The following is a 17,191-nucleotide window of genomic DNA, read 5'->3' as shown; positions in this document are numbered from 1 at the left end:
GACCGCCTCGCCGGCCGGGCCCGCGGGGCCGGGAGGCCGGGAGGCCGCTCCGGCCGCGGCCGGTCACCCGCGGGCGGAGTCCTCGGCGCCGGCGCCGAGCGCGTCGAGAGCGGGGCTGCCGGCGAGAAGGCCCGAGAGGGGCTCCCGGCCGGGCGGCTCGGGCCACCCCGCGTCCGGTGGGGCCTCCGTCAGGCCCAGCACGGCGCACGCCAGCCAGTGCTCGCCCGGCCCGTGCTCCCCGGTCAGCGTGGGGATCACCGTACGTGGGGCGAGGACGTTGGTGCCGGGCAGGGCGTGCACCAGCCGTCCGGTCCGCGCCCCGCCGAGGTCCTCGATCACGCACAGACCGGCGGGGGAGTCGATACGGGCGTGGCCCGCTCCCGCGCCGGAGCGGCGGGCCGGCGCGTCACGGCTCACCGCGAACGCGCCCTCGGCGGAGTGGAGCGCGCGTCCCGACCGCAGGCGGTGCACCCGTACGTGCCAGGGGGCGTGGGGGACCAGCCACGTCTCGACCTCCACATCCGGCCACGGCGTCCACCGGGCGTGGAGCAGGTCGCCGTGGGCCGTGGCATCCCGCGGCACCTCGCACGGCCGCCAGTGCACGCCGTCCTCGCTCAGCGCCAGCGTGCTGTCGAAGGCGCCCTGCTCCAGCCCCCAGGTGCCGCTCGGCACGCTGAACCCGAAAGAGGTCGAGTAGGCGAACTTGGCGTACTTCGCCGCGCCGTGCCGTACCCACGTGTGGTGCTGCCGCGCGCTCAGCATGACCACCTGCCGGCCCTCCTCGCAGCGCATCAGCGCGACGCCCGCCTCCGGCTGGGCGCTGACCGGCGGGAGGTCCCCGGCGGGCTCCTCCGGCGCCGTCCAGAACGGGTGCTCGGCGGGCACCGCCAGCGGCAGGAACGCCTTCAGCGCCCAGTAGGGGGAGCCGGGGGCGTTGTACTGCTCGGTGAGCGCGGGCTGGGCGTAGGCGTATCCGAGGGTCAGCAGCCCGGCGGAGTCGCGGATCGGCCGCGCCAGCCACCAGCGCAGGTGCCGCATCAGATGGCCCTTCACCGTCCCCCAGGGCAGGGCCTCGACGTCGGCGAAGGCGAGCGCGCCCCAGAAGGCCCCCTGCGCGAAGCGGTAGGTCATGCTCCGGCCGAAGGGCACGGCCGCTCCGTCCGAGGCGAACCAGTGCTGGAAGTCCAGGCTGAAGGCCGCCGCCCGGTCGCGGAAGCGCCCGGCGCGGGCGGGGTCGCGGTCCCCGGCGAGGGTGGCGTAGATCAGGCCGTAGAAGTGCATCGCGAACGGGACGTAGTAGTCGCGCTGGGCGGTGGGCCCGTCGCCGTACCAGCCCGCGCCGAGCGCGAAGGACTCCAGCCGCTCCAGGTGGGCGAGGTTGGCGGCGGAGTCGAACCGGACGCCGACGCGGTCCAGGCCGAGCCCCACCATGACGGGGAAGAAGCGCCAGTTGTTGTCGGCGGGCTCGGCGGTGATCGCGTGCAGCAGCCACGCCGCGAGGTTGTCCCGCTCCCGGCCGCCCAGCGGGTCCCACACGGCCTCGGGCGCGACGGCGAGCGCCAGGCCGATCGCGGCGGTCTCCACCAGCCGCTGGTCGACGTCGGTCACCGCTCCCCAGAACTCCTCGTGCCGGGGGTCGGTGCCGGCCGCCAGGCCCCGGCGCCACAGGTCCCAGTGCTCGAAGGTCCCCCCGCCCGCGGCCAGGGGGCCCAGCCCCCACAGCGGCCGGGCGAACGCCTCCAGCTCGGCGGCCGCGTCGGGGTAGTGGGCGGCGTTGTCGCCGAGCCGCAGACGCGCGCGGCCGGGGCTGAGGCGGGGGATCAGCGGGTCGGTCAGCTCGCGCACGAGCCGGCCCAGGTCCTCGCGGTCGCGCGGGACGGCGGGTCCCGCTCTCCGCCCGGCGGTCAGGCTCCCCGCCGGGCGGGTCCGCGCCGCCGCCGCTGATGTGGCTGATCGTTCCAATACCGCCAAACCCCGTGTTCCGTGGTGGATGACCGGGTCCGCCGCCTCGCGGGCCGCCTGTTCGGGGCCGGCCCGCTCACCGGGTCACGCGTGGACGGGGCGCCGCGAGAAGAGGTGAAGCCGCCCCACCGGTGAGCCCGGCTGCTCCCCGATCGCTTGCCAATGCTTAAATTTACACTTTGATTAAAGGGGGCCGACAGTCCGGGATCCGGCCCCTGGCCGTCATCCTCTCGACTGTGTTTCAATTCTTATTTTTGTACAGGAAAAAACGTATGACTCCGGCATGACACTCTCTCTTGGCGACGGCCGGCTCTACGTCGACGGGACGTTCCGCGCCGCCCACCCCAGGTCAGCCGTCCGTGCGGACCTTCCCGCCGATCCGGGCCAGGTCCGCGGGGCGCTCGGCCCGCGCCCCCCGCTCGCCGACGGTGATCCACGCGGGCACGGCGGAGTCGAGGAAACCGTTGACCCCCTTGACCACGAAGTCGTCCAGCTCGCCTCCGGCCAGCCGCACCACGGCGGCCCCGCCCCGCGCGCACGCCGTCTCGACCACGCCGTGGGCGGTCTCCACCCTGACCGGCCCCTCGTTGTCGCTCTGCACGAGGACCGTCAGGTACTGGACGTCGCGTCCGGGATGGACCCGCAGGAAGGCGTCCGCCCTGCCGCGCGTCACCCGGACCGCCTGCGCCCGCGGGGCGGCCGGGGCTGCCGGGGGACGGCCGAGCGCGTCGGCGAGCACGCCGTACGGGCGCAGCTCCTCGTCGAGGTCGGGCGTGGGGCCCTCCAGCAGCACCTGCCCGCCGCCCGCGAGGTAGTCGGCCAGCAGGTCCTGGACGTGGCGGTGCATGAACGGGCCGCCGGGGACCGTCAGCGTCCCGTGCGCGCCCAGCCGCTCCAGCGTGGCGCTCTCCAACTCGACGACGGCGTAGTCGTCGCCCGCCAGCCGCATGCGGTCGTGGAAGGCGCGTAGCGACCGGCCGCACTCGGGGCCGCCGGAGCCGGGGCCGGCCCAGGCGGCGATGCCCGCGTAGGGCAGGTAGAGCCCGAAGGCTCCGGCCGTCACCGGTGCGCACTCCAGGAACTCCGCGCCGTGCAGGGCGAAGAAGTCCGCCAGCGCCTGGACGACGGGGGCCTTCTCGGTGGCGGAGCCGTCGGCGGCGATGGGGGCGCGGTCGGGGTAGGGCGCGGCGTGGGCGGAGTCCAGGTCGGGCGACCAGCTGGAGGTGCCGGCGCCGGTGTAGACGTTGAACCCGGTGGCTCCGGCGGCCAGGGCGAGCAGCGTCTGGTGGTGGCTGGTGGCCGCGTCGGAGTACGCCTGGTCGTAGAGCAGGGAGAAACCCCAGTTCTCCTCGAGGTTGGGGCCGGGGGACCGCTTGGCGGCCGTCACGTAGCGGGCCTGGGAGTCGGGGTCCGTCGAGACCACGCCCATCCAGTTGGTGAACCCGTAGGCGACGTCCTGCCAGGTCTCCGGGCGGACCCGGGCCAGCCAGTCGTCCAGCTCCTCGACCGTCGGCGGGTTCAGGTTGACCACCGTGGGGACCCGGCGGTCCACCGCCGCGGCCCAGCGGTGGTAGACCTCGGCGAGGTATTCGGCGTGGAAGCGCCCCCAGTCGGCGTAGGTCTGCAGCTCCTCCGGCCGGGTGGCCGGGGTCCAGGAGCGGGGCGGCTCGATCTCGTCCCAGCCCTGGTGGGCCGTCGCGTGGGTGCGGTTGTACTCCTCGACGGAGCCGTACCACGCCGGCAGGCGCCCGCGGAAGAACGCCAGCCCGGAGGGGCTGTAGTCGTAGGCCGACAGCGACTGCGCGCCGTTGGTGTAGATGCCCTCGTTGGCGATCTGCATCATGATCACCGGGCCGTCCGGGTGGACCGTGGCCGCCAGGACGTCCTTGCCGACCGCCGACAGCCACTGGGTGGCCCTGGCCAGGAACACCGGCCCCAACGGAGCGGGCAGCACCTTTCCCGGCCGCTCGCCCGAGTGCGTCCAGCGCGAGGGCTCGCCCGCGGCGTCGAGCAGCGGCTCGATCTCCGCGTCGACCGAGGGGCAGACCCAGTCGGGCAGGCCGCCGTAGGCCGTCTCGGCGTGGATGAACGGTCCGGGCTTGGCGATCACCTTCAGCCCGAGCTCGTGGCAGAGGCCGATGAAGCCGACGACGTCCCGGGCGGGGTGGCCGGCGCCGGTGAAGTCGGGCGCCGTCCCGGGGTCGGGCTGGTGGTGCCGCCACGGGATGTAGCTGCTGATCACCTTGATGCCCAGCTCGTCGCGGAGCGCCCGCAGCCGGTCGGCCCAGACGCCGGGGTCGTCCCGGTAGTAGGGGTAGTCGGCACTGACGAGCACCTGCGACTCGCCGTCGATGACGGTGATCCCGTCGCGGACCTCGATGGTCACGCTCACACTTCCGTTCGTCGGGTACGGCTCGCGCCGTAGGAGGATCAGCTCTTGAGGCCGGTGAAGGCGATGCCCTGCATGATGCGGCGCTGGAAGATCAGCAGGACGACGATCACGGGGACGACCGCCAGGGCGGCGCCCGCCATGATGTGGTAGGCGCGTCCGGACTCGCTGCTGGCCAGCTGCTGCAGGGCCAGGGGCAGCGTGTAGAGGTCGGGGTTGTTCAGGACCACGAGCGGCCAGACCAGGTCGTTCCAGTGGAAGATGAAGCTGGTGATCGTGACGACCGCGAGCACGGGCTTGGACAGCGGCAGGATGATCCGCCAGAAGATCTGCATCCGTCCGGCGCCGTCGATGCGCGCCGCCTCCTCCAGCTCGCCCGGCAGCGACAGGAAGAACTGCCGCAGCAGGAAGATGTCCAGGACCGAGGCCACGTTGGGCACGATCAGGCCCCATCCGGAGTCGAACATGCCCAGCTGCTGGGTGACGTCGATGCGCGGCACCAGCAGGGTGATGGTCGGCACCATCATGCCCGCCAGCAGCATGACGAACAGCTTGTCCCGGCCCGGGAAGGGGATGCGGGCGAAGGCGTAGGCGGCCAGCGCGTCGATCAGGAGCTTGGCCGGCACCAGGATCAGGCAGACCCAGACGCTGTTGAGGAACGCCTGGCCGAGGCCGCCGACCTGCAGGACGTGCTCGTAGTTCTCCAGCGTCGGCGACCAGTCGCCGGTCTTGCGGTCCAGCGGCAGCAGGCTGGGCACCTTGGTGTAGACGTCCGAGCCGTGCTTGAAGGAGGTGGCCAGCATCCAGACGAACGGGACGACCGAGACCGCCGCCAGCAGCACCAGGGCGACGTGGATGGACGCGCGCCCCGCTCTCCTCGAAGTGCTCACGAGGCCTCCTGCTTGACGAACCTGAACTGCAGCGCGGTGATGATCATGATGAAGAGGAACAGGATGAACGACATCGCGCAGGCGGCGCCCATCGCGTCGTAGCGGAAGGCGAACAGGTACAGGTGCAGGACGTAGGTCAGACCTGACTGCTCGGGGCCGCCGGTGACGCTCTTGCCGCCGCCGCCCGAGAAGATCACGTAGACCAGGCCGAACACCTGCAGGGCCGCGATCACGCCGGTGACCAGCAGGTAGAAGGTGGTGGGCCGCAGCATCGGGAAGACGACCCTCCAGAACCGCTGGACCGGTCCGGCGCCGTCGATGGTCGCCGCCTCGCGGATCGAGTCGGGGACGCCCTTCAGCCCGGCCAGGTAGATGATCATCGAGATCCCGCACTGCCAGGCGGCGATGAACGCCAGCGCCGGGATGACCAGGTCAGGGGTGTTGAGCCAGTTCTGCCCGGGGATCCCGAACAGCCCCAGGAAGCCGTTGACCAGCCCGTACTGCGGGTCGTAGAGCCAGCGCCAGATGGCGCCCACGGCCGCCTCGGCGGTGACCACGGGCAGGAACAGCAGCAGCCGGAACAGGTTGGAGCCCCGGCGGACCGCGTTGAGCAGCAGTGCCTGGGCCAGCGCGCTGCCCAGCGTCAGCGGCACCGCGATCAGCGTGTACTGGAAGGTGACGCCCACCGACTTCCAGAAGTGCGGGTATTTGACGTCGTCGAAGAGTAGGTCGGTGTAGTTGGCCAGGCCCACCCAGTCCGCTGCCGACCGCAGGTCCCAGTCGGTGAAGCTGTAGTAGAGCGCCGACAGCGCCGGGTAGAGCAGGAAGACGACGAAGTACGCCATCGCGGGGGCGATCAGGAGCCACCCGATGACGTGGTCGCGCCTCCCGAGGCCCGGGAGGCGGCGGCGCCTCCCGGGCTCGGGAGGCGCGGTGGGCTTTTCGGCCGGCACCGGAGATGCCACGTCTGCCTCGCCTTCGGGTCAGCCGGTCCAGCCGAGCAGGGTGCGGGTCTTGGCCGCCGCGTCGCTCAGCGCCTGCTGGGAGGTGACCTTGCCGCTCAGCGCCGACTCGATGGCCGGAGCGATGATCTCGTCGTTGATCTGGATCCACTGCGGCAGGGCCGGGCGGGCGTGGGCGACCTTGAGCTGCTCGAGGAAGGCGGCCTGCTCGGGCCCGAAGCTCGCGGCGTCCCGCTCGGCGGCCGCGATGTTGGTCGGGAAGCCGCCGAGGGCCTGGGCCAGCTTGGTGTTGTTGTCGGCGTCGGTCAGGTACCGGATCCACTTCCAGGCCAGGTCGGCGTTCTTGCCCTTGGTGAAGACCACCGCGTTCTCGCCGCCGATGTTGCCGGCCGGCTCGGTCTTGTAGGGCAGCGGCGCGGTGTTGAACTCCAGGTCGGGGAACTGGTCCTTGATGTTGGCGACGTCCCACGGGCCGGAGATCATCATGCCGGCCAGGCCGTTCTCGAACGCCTTGTCCGAGTCGGTGATCTGCCTGGGAGAGGAGGGGAGCAGGTCCACCCACAGCTGCAGCGCGTCGACGCCGGGCTGCTGGTCGAAGAGGATCTTCTTGCTCTTCTCGTCCACGAGGGAGCCGCCGGCGCCGGCGAGGAAGCCCGGCCACATCCAGCCGCCGTAGCCGTCGCCCTTGGGCACCACCATGCCGGCGGTCTTCGGGTCGTCCTGGTGGATCTTCGCGGTGATCTGCTTGAGCTCGTCCCAGGTCTTGGGCGGGGTCGGCACCAGCTTCTTGTTGTAGAAGAGGGCCACCGCGGTGTGGTCCAGCGGCAGGCCGTAGAGCTTGTCGTCGACCCGGTTGGTGTTCAGCGCCCCGGTGTAGAGCGTCTTCTCGTCGACGGTGCCCGCGGGCACCTCCTTGATCGTGCCGTCCAGCGCGTACCGGGACACGAGCGGCTGGTCGAGGACGCCGGCGTCCGGGACGGTCCCGCCGGCGACGGCGCTGCCGAGCTTGGTGTTGTAGTCGTCCTTGGGGATCTTGACGATCTTCACCGTGACGCCGTTGGCCTTCTCGAAGTCGGCCCGGAGCTTCTCGACGACCTCTCCCGCCTGCGGCGTGCGGTCCTGGAACATCCAGTAGGTCAGTGTCTTGGTGTCCGCGGCCTGCTCGGAGCCGCCGCCGCACGCGGCGAGAGCGATGAGCATCGCCACGCCGGACGCCGTCCCTGTGACTCTCCTGATCATTTCCTGACTCCTCATAGGGGGTTGAACGGACGATAATCTAAGACGCAAAAAAAGTTCAGCCCTCTGGGGAAACGCTTTGGTAACGCACCCGCGATGACCCGGGGTCGACGGTGCCGTGCCAGGTCCCGGGGCTTCCGGCCCTGACCTTCAGGCTTTGAACTAATATGCGGGGCGAAGCGGGGAAAGGTGGTCATGGCAAAGCCTGAACGCAGGACGGTCCGGGATGTCCGCAAGGGCAACCAGGCCATGTTGCTGCGGACGCTCTACTTCAGCGGCCCGGTGAGCCGCAACGAGCTCACCGGCCTCACCGGCCTCAGCGCCGCGACGGTCAGCAGCATGACCGGCGACCTGCTCGCCGACAACGTCATCGTCGAGGCCGGCCACGTCGAGTCCGACGGCGGGCGCCCCCGCATGATCCTGCGGGTCAACCCCGTCTACGGCTACGCGATCGGCGTCGACGTGGCCGACACGCACGTGCGCGTGGAGCTGTTCGACCTGGAGATGAACGAGAAGGCCAAGGTCGAGTACGCCCTCCGCCCCGCCAGGCACGACATCGAGCTGGTCGTGCGGCACATCCTCGCCGGCATCGACGTCGTGCTCGCCGACGCCGGGATCTCCGCCGGGCAGGTGCTCGGCGTGGGGGTCGGCGTCCCCGGCATCGTGGAGCGCGGCGACGACGTGCTCGTCCACGCCAAGACCTTCGGCTGGGACGGCGTCCCGCTGGGCGCCCTCATGCGGGCCGGCACCGCGTTCCCGGTGTTCATCGACAACGGCGCCAAGACGATGGGCCAGGCGGAGCTGTTGTTCGGCGCGGGCCGCGGGGCCGGTGACGCGGTGATCGTGCTCATCGGCTCCGGGGTCGGGGCCACCGTCGTCACCGACGGGACGACCTTCCACGGCGTGAGCAGCAGCGCGGGCGAGCTGGGACACACCAAGATCGTTGTGAACGGCCGGGCCTGCCGGTGCGGCGGGCGTGGCTGCCTGGAGGCATACGTCGGGGCCGAGGCCATCCTCGACCGCGCCGGGATCCCCACGCGGACGGCCGACTGGCAGGTCGAGCTGGGCCGTCTGCTCGAATCCGGCTCACCGGTGATCGAGGAGACCGCGACCTACCTGGGGGTCGGCCTGGCCAACCTGATCAATCTGATCAACCCCGAGCGGATCATCATCGGCGGCTGGGCCGGTCTCCTGCTCGGCCGGTACCTGCTCGCCGACATCCGCGCCGCCTCCGCGGACAACTCCCTGGCCCAGCCGTACGCGGCGACCTCCATCGTGCTGGGCCGCCTCGGCCCCGACGCGGTGGCACTGGGCGCCGCCACCCTCGTCCTGGAGAGGTTCTTCAGCGCCCACTCCAGCACCCACTCCGCCGCGAAGGTCCCCCTCGTCCGCTGACCCGTGGGCCCTGGCACGGCCGGCGCCCTCGACCCGGCGGCGCGTCGGGCTGCGCGGGCCGGATCGGTTGTCAGTCAAGATCAATCGCCGCATATCCGGAAAGAGGAAAGGGGCGGCATATCGGTCGTTGGAAAGCGGGCGGCGCCGGTCGCCGGTCCGGTCCCGCGTGTGCCGTCCGACCGGCGCGCGGCGGCGCGGGACCGCCCGTCACCTGCGCGGGCCCGCGCGGTCGGCTCCGCCCGGGCGGCGATCCTCGTCGGCGTCATGAGGGTGGGCGGCCGGACGATCGAGGTGATTGCGGACCGGTACGGACTGATAGGAAACAGCCCCCGCTGAACCGGGATAGACCTTATTCTTGATCAGCGACGGATGACATTTTGTCAAATAATCTGTTTACCGTCGCAATGTCGGGTAGGGCAGCAGTCCGACCATCGCCGAGCAGAGGAGTTGGCACATGAGCAGCCGGGACCTTCGGATCCACCTCGCCGACGCGCCCGCCGGGACCACCCGGCCGGAACGGGACGCCGGTCGCGCGGGTGGCGGCGCCGACGGCTGGGAGTAGACCCGGACGTCGCCCACCCCGGCATGACCGGGCCGACGACATCGTCCCCCCGGCATGACCGGGCCGATCCGGACGCCGGCCACCCCCGGCATGACACGACGGCGGGCCGCCCCTCCCCGGGCGGCCCGCCGTTGGTGTCCTCAGGAGGCGAGGAGGCGGTCCAGGACGCGCACGCCGAACTCCAGGCCCTCGACGGGGACGCGCTCGTCCACGCCGTGGAACATGCCGTAGTAGTCCAGGTCCGGGGTGAGCATCAGGGGCGCGAAGCCGTAGCCCTTGATGCCGAGGTCGGCGAACGACTTCGCGTCCGTGCCACCCGACATCACGTACGGCACCGGCCGCGCGGCCGGGTCCTCGGCGACCAGCGCGGCGCAGAGCTGCTCGAAGAACGGGGAGTCCAGCGGCGCGGAGGGGGCGTCCTCGATGTTGACGAACTCGCGGGTGACCTTGGGGCCGAGCAGGCGGTCGATCGTCTCCAGGAACTCCTCCCGGTAACCGGGCAGGAAACGGCCGTCCACGTGGGCGGTGGCGGTGCCGGGGACCACGTTGACCTTGTAGCCCGCCTCCAGCATCGTCGGGTTCGCCGAGTTGCGGATCTGCGCCTTGAACAGCGCGCCGACCTGGCCGAGCCGCTCGGCCTCCTCCTCCAGGCGGTCGTAGTCGATGGTCTCGCCGAGGATGTCCGCCAGGCTGCTGATCAGCGCCGCCACCCCGGGGGTCAGCCGTACCGGCCACCGGTAGGAGGCGACCCTGGACAGGGCGTGGCAGAGCTCGGCCACCGCGTTGTCCTTCGGCGGCCGGGAGCCGTGGCCCGCGACGCCGTGGGCGGTGAGCTTCATCCAGGCGGTGCCTCGCTCACCCACCGCGACAGGGTAGATCCGCGCGTTCGGGGCCTGGACGCTGTAACCGCCCGACTCGCTGATCGCCTCGGTGCAGCCGTCGAACAGCTCCCGGTGCCGCGTCGCGGCGTACCGCGAGCCGTACTCGCCGGTGGCCTCCTCGTCGGCCAGGAAGGCCAGTACGAGGTCGCGCTTGGGCCGCACGCCGCGCCGGGCCCAGTCGCGGACCAGGGCGAGCGTCATCGACAGCGTGCCCTTCATGTCCACCGCGCCCCGGCCCCAGACGCAGCCGTCGGCGATCTCCCCGGAGAACGGGTGCACCCGCCAGTCGGCGGGCTGGGCCGGGACCACGTCCAGATGGCCGTGGACCAGCAGGGCTTCGGGCGAGTCGCCGGGGATGCGGGCGACCACGCTGGTGCGGTGCCTCGCCGACTCGAAGACCACCGGCTCGATGCCGACCTCGGACAGCAGCCCGGCGACGTGCTCGGCCGCCGGGCGTTCTCCGGAGCCGGGGTTGGTGGTGTCGAACCTGATCAGGTCCGAGCAGATCTGTGCGACCTCGTTCATGGAAGGAGCTCCCCCGAGAAAAGATTGATCATCAGTGCATACCCCGCAGGGTAAGCGGCGGCACCTCGGGCGTCGGGAACCCGAAGATCAGGCCGTAGAAGGCCAGCTCGGCCTCCAGCACGGCGACGATGGTCTCCTCCCGGCGCCAGCCGTGCTGCTCGCCGGGGAAGGTCAGGTAGGCCCACGGGGTGCCCTCGCGCTCCAGCGCGTCGGCGAACCGCTCCGCCTGGACCGGGTCGACGATCGCGTCCTCCAGGCCGTGCATGAGCAGCGCGGGGCCGGAGGCGTTCGCCGCGTGCAGGGTGGGGGAGCGGTCCAGGTAGCGCTGCCGGGTCTCGGGGAGCGGGCCGATCAGGCCGTCGAGGTAGCGTGACTCGAAGTCGTGGGTCTCGGCCGCCCAGCCCTCCGGGTCGGTGATCGCGTAGTGGGCCACCGCGCCGCGGAAGACCTTGCTGTGCACCAGCGCGGCCACCGACGTCCAGCCGCCCGCGCTGCCGCCCCGGATCGCGACCTTCGACGGGTGCGCCCGCCCGGCGTCGATCAGGCCCCGCGCCACCGTCTCGCAGTCGCGCACGTCCACCACGCCCCACTGGTGGCGCAGCCGCTCCCGGTAGGCGCGGCCGTAACCGGTGGAACCGCCGTAGTTGACGTCGGCCACGCCGATGCCCCGGCTGGTGAAGTAGGCGATCTCCACGTCGAGGACCATCGTGCTGGCGCTGGTCGGCCCGCCGTGCACGAAGATCACATACGGGGCGGGGCCGGTCACGCCGCGCGGCGGGTAGAGGTGGGCGTGCACGCCGTCGAAGGTCACCGCCTCGGGCTCGGGCAGCGCGTCGCGGTCGGGCAGGTCCTTCCCGGGGGACAGCACGGCGTGCGCGCCGGTGCGCAGGTCCACCGTGACGACCTCGAACGGCGTGTACGGCGAGGCCGCCACGCCCGCCACCAGGTCCCCGCCGGTGGAGACCGTGGGGTTCCAGTAGGTGGGCGGCGCCTCCAGGTCGGTCATCTCGCCGGTGGCCGGGTCCAGCACGGCGAGGCGGCGCAGGTCCGGGGTGCCGTGCACCATGACGATCCGGTCGCCCGCGAGCGCGAACCAGGTGTTGCCCAGCCGCCAGACGGCGTCGCCGCAGTCCTCCTGGAGCGGGGCCAGGTTGCGGGCCCCGGAGCCGTCGAGGGGGACCAGGTGCAGGTTCCACCAGCCGTCCGGGTCGGTGAGCGCGTAGAGCGCGCCGTCGTCGCGCCACTCCGCCTGGATCACCGACTCCTGCGGGCCGCCGGCGACGACCCGGTAGGGCCCGGCCGCACCCGCGGAGTCCAGGGGGGCCACGCACAGCTCGGTGCCGTCCCAGGGCATGGCGGGGTGGTCCCAGCCGATCCAGGCGACGTGCGTCCCGTCCGGGGAGAGACGGGGGTTGGTCAGGAAGTGCTGGGCGGTGGCGATGACCCGCACCGGTCCGCCGTCCAGCGGCACCGCCACCAGGTCCCGCCGGGGCAGCGGCCGCCGGCCGGACCCGGCGCCGTCCTCCGGACTCTCCGCGGCGCCGGTCCCGGCCGTGCCGGTCTCCGGTGCGGCCGGGTGGGTCTCGCGGACGGCCCAGACCTCCTCGCGTCCCGGCGGCAGGTACAGGTCGCCGTAGCGGGCGCCGTCGTCGGGGGTGAGGGGGAGCGGCCGGTCGCCGTCGCCGTGGGAGGCCGCCGGGCCGCCGGCCGCCCCGTCGGTCCCGGGGGCCGGGCCGGGCCGCCCGCCGTACAGGTAGATCCGCTGGTCGGCCCAGTTGGTGAAGACGACCCGGCCGTCCGGCAACGGCCGCCAGGAGCGTCCGCCGTACTCGATGAGGCGGTTGCGGGAGTTCCAGCCCTGCGGGATCGCGTCACGGGGTACGCCGTCCGGCCCGCGCCGGACCACGCACCTGCGCCCGCCCTCGTGCGGACGAGGCTCGTCCCACCACACCTCCTCCCCGAGGATCTCCACCCAGAGCGGACGGTCGTCCACCCTGGCCACGTCGATGGGGCGGATGGGAGAGTCGTTCAGCATGATCACCAGTTGCCGTCGGAAGGGGGCAGGGGGAAGCCGGGCGGGTGGACGATGTGCACGATCCCCCCGCTGCCGGAGCTGCGGAGCCAGACGTTCTCGAACGCGGCCCGCGGGTAGATCCGGCGCACCGTGTCGTCGTCCGGTGCGGCGGGGTCGTTGGCGATGACGTCGCCGTCGGAGGTGAAGCCGACGACGACCATGATGTGGCCGCCGGTGGAGTATCCCGCGCCGGGCAGCTCGTGGTCCCGGAACGACTGCGAGGTGATCACCGGGATCCCGGCGTGGACCAGGCGCTCCAGCTCGGTGAGCGAGCGCAGCCGGGTGACGAAGCCGTCCATGCCGTACCGGCCGGCGTAGGCGACGCCGAACGGCCAGTTCCCGGTGCCCTGGTAGCTGTGGTCGTACATGTCGCGGGCGGCGTGGTCCACGGCCGGACAGGGGTCGCCCGGCGTGACCCAGGACAGCTCCTCCTGGCGGGGGCCGCGCTCCCAGTAGGCGAGCACCATGCTCATCGAGGCCGGGCTGCACCAGTTCTCCCCGCCGCCGTCCCATTCGGGGAAGTGCCCCGCGTGGATGTGCTGCGACCGGCGCGGCACCTCCAGCTCCACGCCCGCGGCCGTACCGGGCGGGCTCGCCGGCACCGTCGCCCGCACGGGCACCGCCGAGGCCATCACCCCGGCCCGGTGGACCCGCGCGCCCGAGCCGTACAGCGTGAACCTGAGCCGGTAGGCGGTGACCGGCCTGGTGGCGACGTAGGTGTCCACCGCGACGTCACCGTCCTCGTCGCCCTGGCCGGGCAGGGAGGTCCGGTGGATGTCGCCGGCGCCCTCGGCCCAGCGGCCCATCACGTACCACTTGGTGAGGTCGCCGGAGACGGTCCGGGCCCGCAGCCCGACCTCCAGCCAGGTCCCCGGCGGGGTGTTCGCCGTCCATGACGGCACCAGCTCCGTCGCGGGGAACCCGATGTCCCGTTCCTCGCCGGTCCAGCGGTGGTACTCCCAGGTCCTCACGGTGCCGTCGAACGGGTCGCGGTAGTCGGCCAGCCCGCTCTCGTGCGGGACCGGATCCGTCCACCGGTGCAGGACGACGCGGCTCGGATCGTCGGGGAAGGGCGTGACCACCTGGCCGATTGTGGTTTCCGGCCCGGTGTGGCGCATCGGAAGGTTTACGTATCCGGAACCGGCGACCCGCCGCGCCGGCGGCGCGTGGCGTCCTGGCCGGAGCCGGGGCGTGACGGCGCGGGGTCCGCGGGTCCCGGGGCGCCCGGAGGCGGCGGTCCGGGGTCCTGAAGGCGGAAAAGCACGATGACCGGCCGGAGTTAGCGAAATTAAGGACACTCAGTAAACGCATTTATTTATTGTCACTATCAGAATATTTATCCCCATTGACACTGTCAGGGCATTTAGAGAACATTCAGAAGATCTTCCTCGCCCCCAGCCTGATCGAAAAAGACCGCCAAGCTCATCGGAGTCCTGCCAGGGCCGGATCGCCTCCGGCGCCCTGCCCGGCCGCGCCGGGCAGACCAGGACAGCGGTGCGGCCCGGCCATGGTGAGCGCCGCCCGCGCGGCGCCCCCTGAGGCCCGGCCGCTCTCGGCCCCGCGACCGCGGCGGGGCGCCTGACAGACACGTTCACCATCGCCCCCTTCCACGCCGCCGGCCCGCGACCACAGCCGCGCCGGTGCGGTGACCACGCCTGCCCAAATGCCGCCAACGAGAGAACCCAGCCGATAACGCCAGTAACAAGGAGCCCGACGGTGGACGGAAAAATGGAGAGTCCGGCACTTGCCGGGTCAGTCCGGGAGCCCGGCGGAGCCGGGGACGCGCGGCTCGCCGTACACGGCGGCGACCCGGTCCGGCGCACGCCCTGGCCGACCTACGACAAGGGAGCCGTCTTCGTCCATCCCGAAGACGAGGAAGCGGCGCTGCGCGCCATCCGCAGCCACCTCTATTTCCGCTACGACTATCGAGCCCACCGGGAGACCGAGTGCGGCGGGTTCGAAGAGGAGCTGTGCCGCTACTTCGGCAGCAAGCACGCGCTGGCCGTGTCGAGCGGCACCACCGCGATCTCGCTCGCCATCATGGCGGCGGGGATCCCGCCGGGCTCCCTGATCGCCTGTCCCGGCTTCACCTTCGTCGCCACGCCCAGCGCCATCGTGCTCGCCGGCTGCAAGCCCCTCCTGGTGGAGGTCGACGAGAACCTCCGCATGGACCTCGACGACCTCCGCCGCCGCTGGACGCCCGAGATCAAGGCGATCCTGGTGGTCCACATGCGCGGCTTCGCCGCCGACATGGAGGGGCTGACGCGCCTGGCGGCGGAGATGGGCGTGCCGGTGTTCGAGGACGCCGTGCCGGCCCTCGGCGTCGAGCTGCAGGGCCGCAAACTCGGCACCTTCGGTCTCGCGGGCGCCTTCAGCACCCAGTCCGACAAGTCGCTCAACTGCGGTGAGGGCGGCTTCCTGGTCACCGACGACAGCGTGCTCTTCGCCCGCGCCGTCGTGCTCTCGGGCGCCTACGAGGGGCGCGTCCGGCGGCACTTCCCGGACGGCGAGCCGCCGATCGCCACCGACCTCGACCTGCCGCTGCTCAGCTTCCGCATGGACGAGATCCGCGCGGCCCTGCTCCGCGCCGAGCTGCGCCGGCTGCCGGTCCGCCTGGAGCGCTTCCGCCGCAACTACGACTACGTGGCCGCGGCGCTCTCGGACCTCACCGAGATCGAGATCCGGCAGCCGGTGGCGCCCGGCGCCTACCTCGGAGAGGCGTTCATCTTCCGCGTCCCGGGCGGGGACGCCAAATGGTTCGCCCGCGCGCTGTGCTGCGAGGGCATCGACGCGCGCAACCTCGGCTCCGACGAGGACGCCAACGCGCGGGTCTTCTGGAACTGGCGGTTCCTGTTCGGCGCCGAGGAGGTCAAGGAGATCAAGGCGCTGCTGCCCGACACCACGCGCCACATGGAGCAGGCGGTCGACGTCCCCCTGTCCTCCAGCCTCTCGACCGAGGACTGCGACCAGTTGATCGAGGCGGTCCGCAAGGTGGCGCGCGCCGCCGGAGCGGACCGGCGCCCGCCGGAGCCGGTCCAGGCCGGCGCGGCCGACGAGCGCAGGCACGCGCTCGGCGGTTTCACGGCGGAGCCGGTCCCGGCCGCCGGGACGGCCGACGCCGCCCGGCGCAGGCGGCGGCGATGACGACCTCCGCCGACCGGGGCACGATCCCGCGCCGGGCCCTCGTCGGAGTCTTCGGCGGACTCTTCTGCGGCTACGTGGGCCTCACCGCGGCGATCCCGGTCCTGCCGGGCTTCGTCCGGGAGAACTTCGGCGCCACCGACTTCGCCGTCGGGCTGGTGGTCATGGCGACGGCGCTCACGGCGCTGCTCGTCCGGCCGGTGGCCGGCCACCTGGCCGACCGCTACGGCCATCGCCGGGTCATGCAGATGGGCGCGCTGATCGTCGCCGCCGGCGGCGCGCTCTACTTCCTGCCGCTCGGCCTGACCGGCCTCGTCGCCGACCGCCTGCTGCTCGGCGTCGGAGAGGCGTCGCTTTTCACCGCGGGCGCCGTCTGGACCGTCTCGCTCGCGCCGCACCACCGCCGCGGGCAGCTGATCGGGCTCTACGGCGTCAGCATGTGGGGCGGGATCTCGGTGGGGACCTTCCTGGGCGCGGTGCTGCTGCCGGCCGGCTACGGCGCGGTGTGGGGCTTCAGCGTCGCCGCCGCGCTCGCCGGCCTCCTGCTGATCAGCTCGGTCCCCGGGCCCTCCCACGCCGGGCAGCCGAGCGGGGGCGGCGGCCTGCTCCTGCGCCCTGCGCTGCTGCCCGGGGCGGCGCTGGCGCTCGCCGCCGCCGGCTACGCCGGGCTCGCCGCCTTCGTCGTCCTCCACCTGCAGGCCCGCGGCATCCATTCGGGCGTCGCGGTGCTCAGCGGCTTCAGCGCCGTCTACGGCGGCACGCGACTGGTCATCGGGCATCTGCCGGACCGGCTCGGACCGCGCCGGGTCGCGATCTGGTCCGGCATCGGCGAGGCCGCCGGCCTCCTGATCATCGCTCTGGCGCCGAACCTGCCGGTCGCCGTGTTCGGCGGCCTGGTCATGGGGGTCGGATTCTCGCTGCTGCACCCGTCGCTCGCCCTGATGGTGATGAACCTCACCGACAGCTCGAAGCAGGGGGCCGCGATCGGCGCCTACACCTCCTTCTGGGATCTGGGCCTGGCCGTCTGGGGGCCGCTGATCGGAGTGGTCGCCACCGGCTTCGGCTACCCCGCCGTGTTCGTCGTCGGCGCCGTCTGCGCGGCGGCGGCCGTGGCCGTGGCCCTGTGCGTCCGCCAGCCGAGCGAACAGCCGGCGGCCGCGGGCTGAGTTGAGGA

Annotated in this window: 11 protein-coding genes; 3 read left to right on the top strand and 8 right to left on the bottom strand. The window is 72.4% G+C overall.

Going from position 1 to position 17,191, the window contains the following annotated elements; translation table 11 throughout:
* Positions 1–63: 63 nt before the first annotated feature.
* The 5 genes from ACZ6R6_RS33340 to ACZ6R6_RS33320 all read right to left on the bottom strand — a co-directional run bounded on the left by ACZ6R6_RS33340 (position 64) and on the right by ACZ6R6_RS33320 (position 7,442).
* A complete protein-coding gene (locus tag ACZ6R6_RS33340; RefSeq protein WP_470100118.1) occupies positions 64–1,962 on the bottom strand; it encodes a DUF2264 domain-containing protein in 1,899 nt (632 codons plus the stop codon).
* A gap of 349 nt (positions 1,963–2,311) precedes the next feature.
* Positions 2,312–4,348, bottom strand: coding sequence for a beta-galactosidase (locus ACZ6R6_RS33335; RefSeq protein ID WP_470100116.1), 2,037 nt, complete (start codon positions 4,346–4,348; stop codon positions 2,312–2,314).
* A 44-nt stretch (positions 4,349–4,392) separates the two neighbouring features.
* Entirely contained in the window at positions 4,393–5,241 is an 849-nt protein-coding gene (locus tag ACZ6R6_RS33330; RefSeq protein WP_470100114.1) for a carbohydrate ABC transporter permease, read from the bottom strand.
* A complete protein-coding gene (locus tag ACZ6R6_RS33325; protein WP_470100112.1) occupies positions 5,238–6,086 on the bottom strand; it encodes a carbohydrate ABC transporter permease in 849 nt (282 codons plus the stop codon). Before ACZ6R6_RS33325 ends, ACZ6R6_RS33330 begins: the two co-directional genes overlap by 4 nt.
* A gap of 138 nt (positions 6,087–6,224) precedes the next feature.
* Positions 6,225–7,442, bottom strand: a complete 1,218-nt coding sequence (locus ACZ6R6_RS33320) for an ABC transporter substrate-binding protein (protein ID WP_470100110.1) — start codon at positions 7,440–7,442, stop codon at positions 6,225–6,227.
* A 192-nt stretch (positions 7,443–7,634) separates the two neighbouring features.
* Between ACZ6R6_RS33320 and ACZ6R6_RS33315 the strand changes: the two genes are divergently transcribed.
* Positions 7,635–8,834 (top strand): ROK family protein, encoded by a 1,200-nt coding sequence (locus ACZ6R6_RS33315; RefSeq protein WP_470100108.1) that lies wholly within the window; start codon positions 7,635–7,637, stop codon positions 8,832–8,834.
* Between the two features lie 702 nt (positions 8,835–9,536).
* Here ACZ6R6_RS33315 and ACZ6R6_RS33310 read toward each other — a convergent pair.
* From ACZ6R6_RS33310 to ACZ6R6_RS33300, 3 genes are read right to left on the bottom strand one after another with little or no spacing between them, the layout of a single operon-like run.
* Positions 9,537–10,802, bottom strand: a complete 1,266-nt coding sequence (locus ACZ6R6_RS33310; protein WP_470100106.1) for a M20/M25/M40 family metallo-hydrolase — start codon at positions 10,800–10,802, stop codon at positions 9,537–9,539.
* Positions 10,803–10,833: 31 nt separating this feature from the next.
* Positions 10,834–12,837, bottom strand: a complete 2,004-nt coding sequence (locus tag ACZ6R6_RS33305; RefSeq protein ID WP_470100104.1) for a S9 family peptidase — start codon at positions 12,835–12,837, stop codon at positions 10,834–10,836.
* 2 nt (positions 12,838–12,839) lie between these two features.
* Positions 12,840–13,958, bottom strand: coding sequence for a C39 family peptidase (locus ACZ6R6_RS33300; RefSeq protein ID WP_470100102.1), 1,119 nt, complete (start codon positions 13,956–13,958; stop codon positions 12,840–12,842).
* Positions 13,959–14,592: 634 nt separating this feature from the next.
* Here ACZ6R6_RS33300 and ACZ6R6_RS33295 point away from each other — a divergent pair.
* Both ACZ6R6_RS33295 and ACZ6R6_RS33290 read left to right on the top strand, forming a co-directional pair.
* Positions 14,593–16,020: a DegT/DnrJ/EryC1/StrS family aminotransferase gene (locus tag ACZ6R6_RS33295; protein ID WP_470100101.1), complete on the top strand. Its 1,428-nt coding sequence runs from the start codon at positions 14,593–14,595 to the stop codon at positions 16,018–16,020.
* Positions 16,017–17,183, top strand: a complete 1,167-nt coding sequence (locus ACZ6R6_RS33290) for an MFS transporter (protein WP_470100099.1) — start codon at positions 16,017–16,019, stop codon at positions 17,181–17,183. Before ACZ6R6_RS33295 ends, ACZ6R6_RS33290 begins: the two co-directional genes overlap by 4 nt.
* Positions 17,184–17,191 lie beyond the last annotated feature (8 nt).

This window comes from Streptosporangium sp. NPDC048886 (assembly GCF_055586905.1).
The sequence above is the reverse complement of the archived record's forward strand: the minus strand, read 5'-3'. Positions and strand labels throughout refer to the sequence as shown.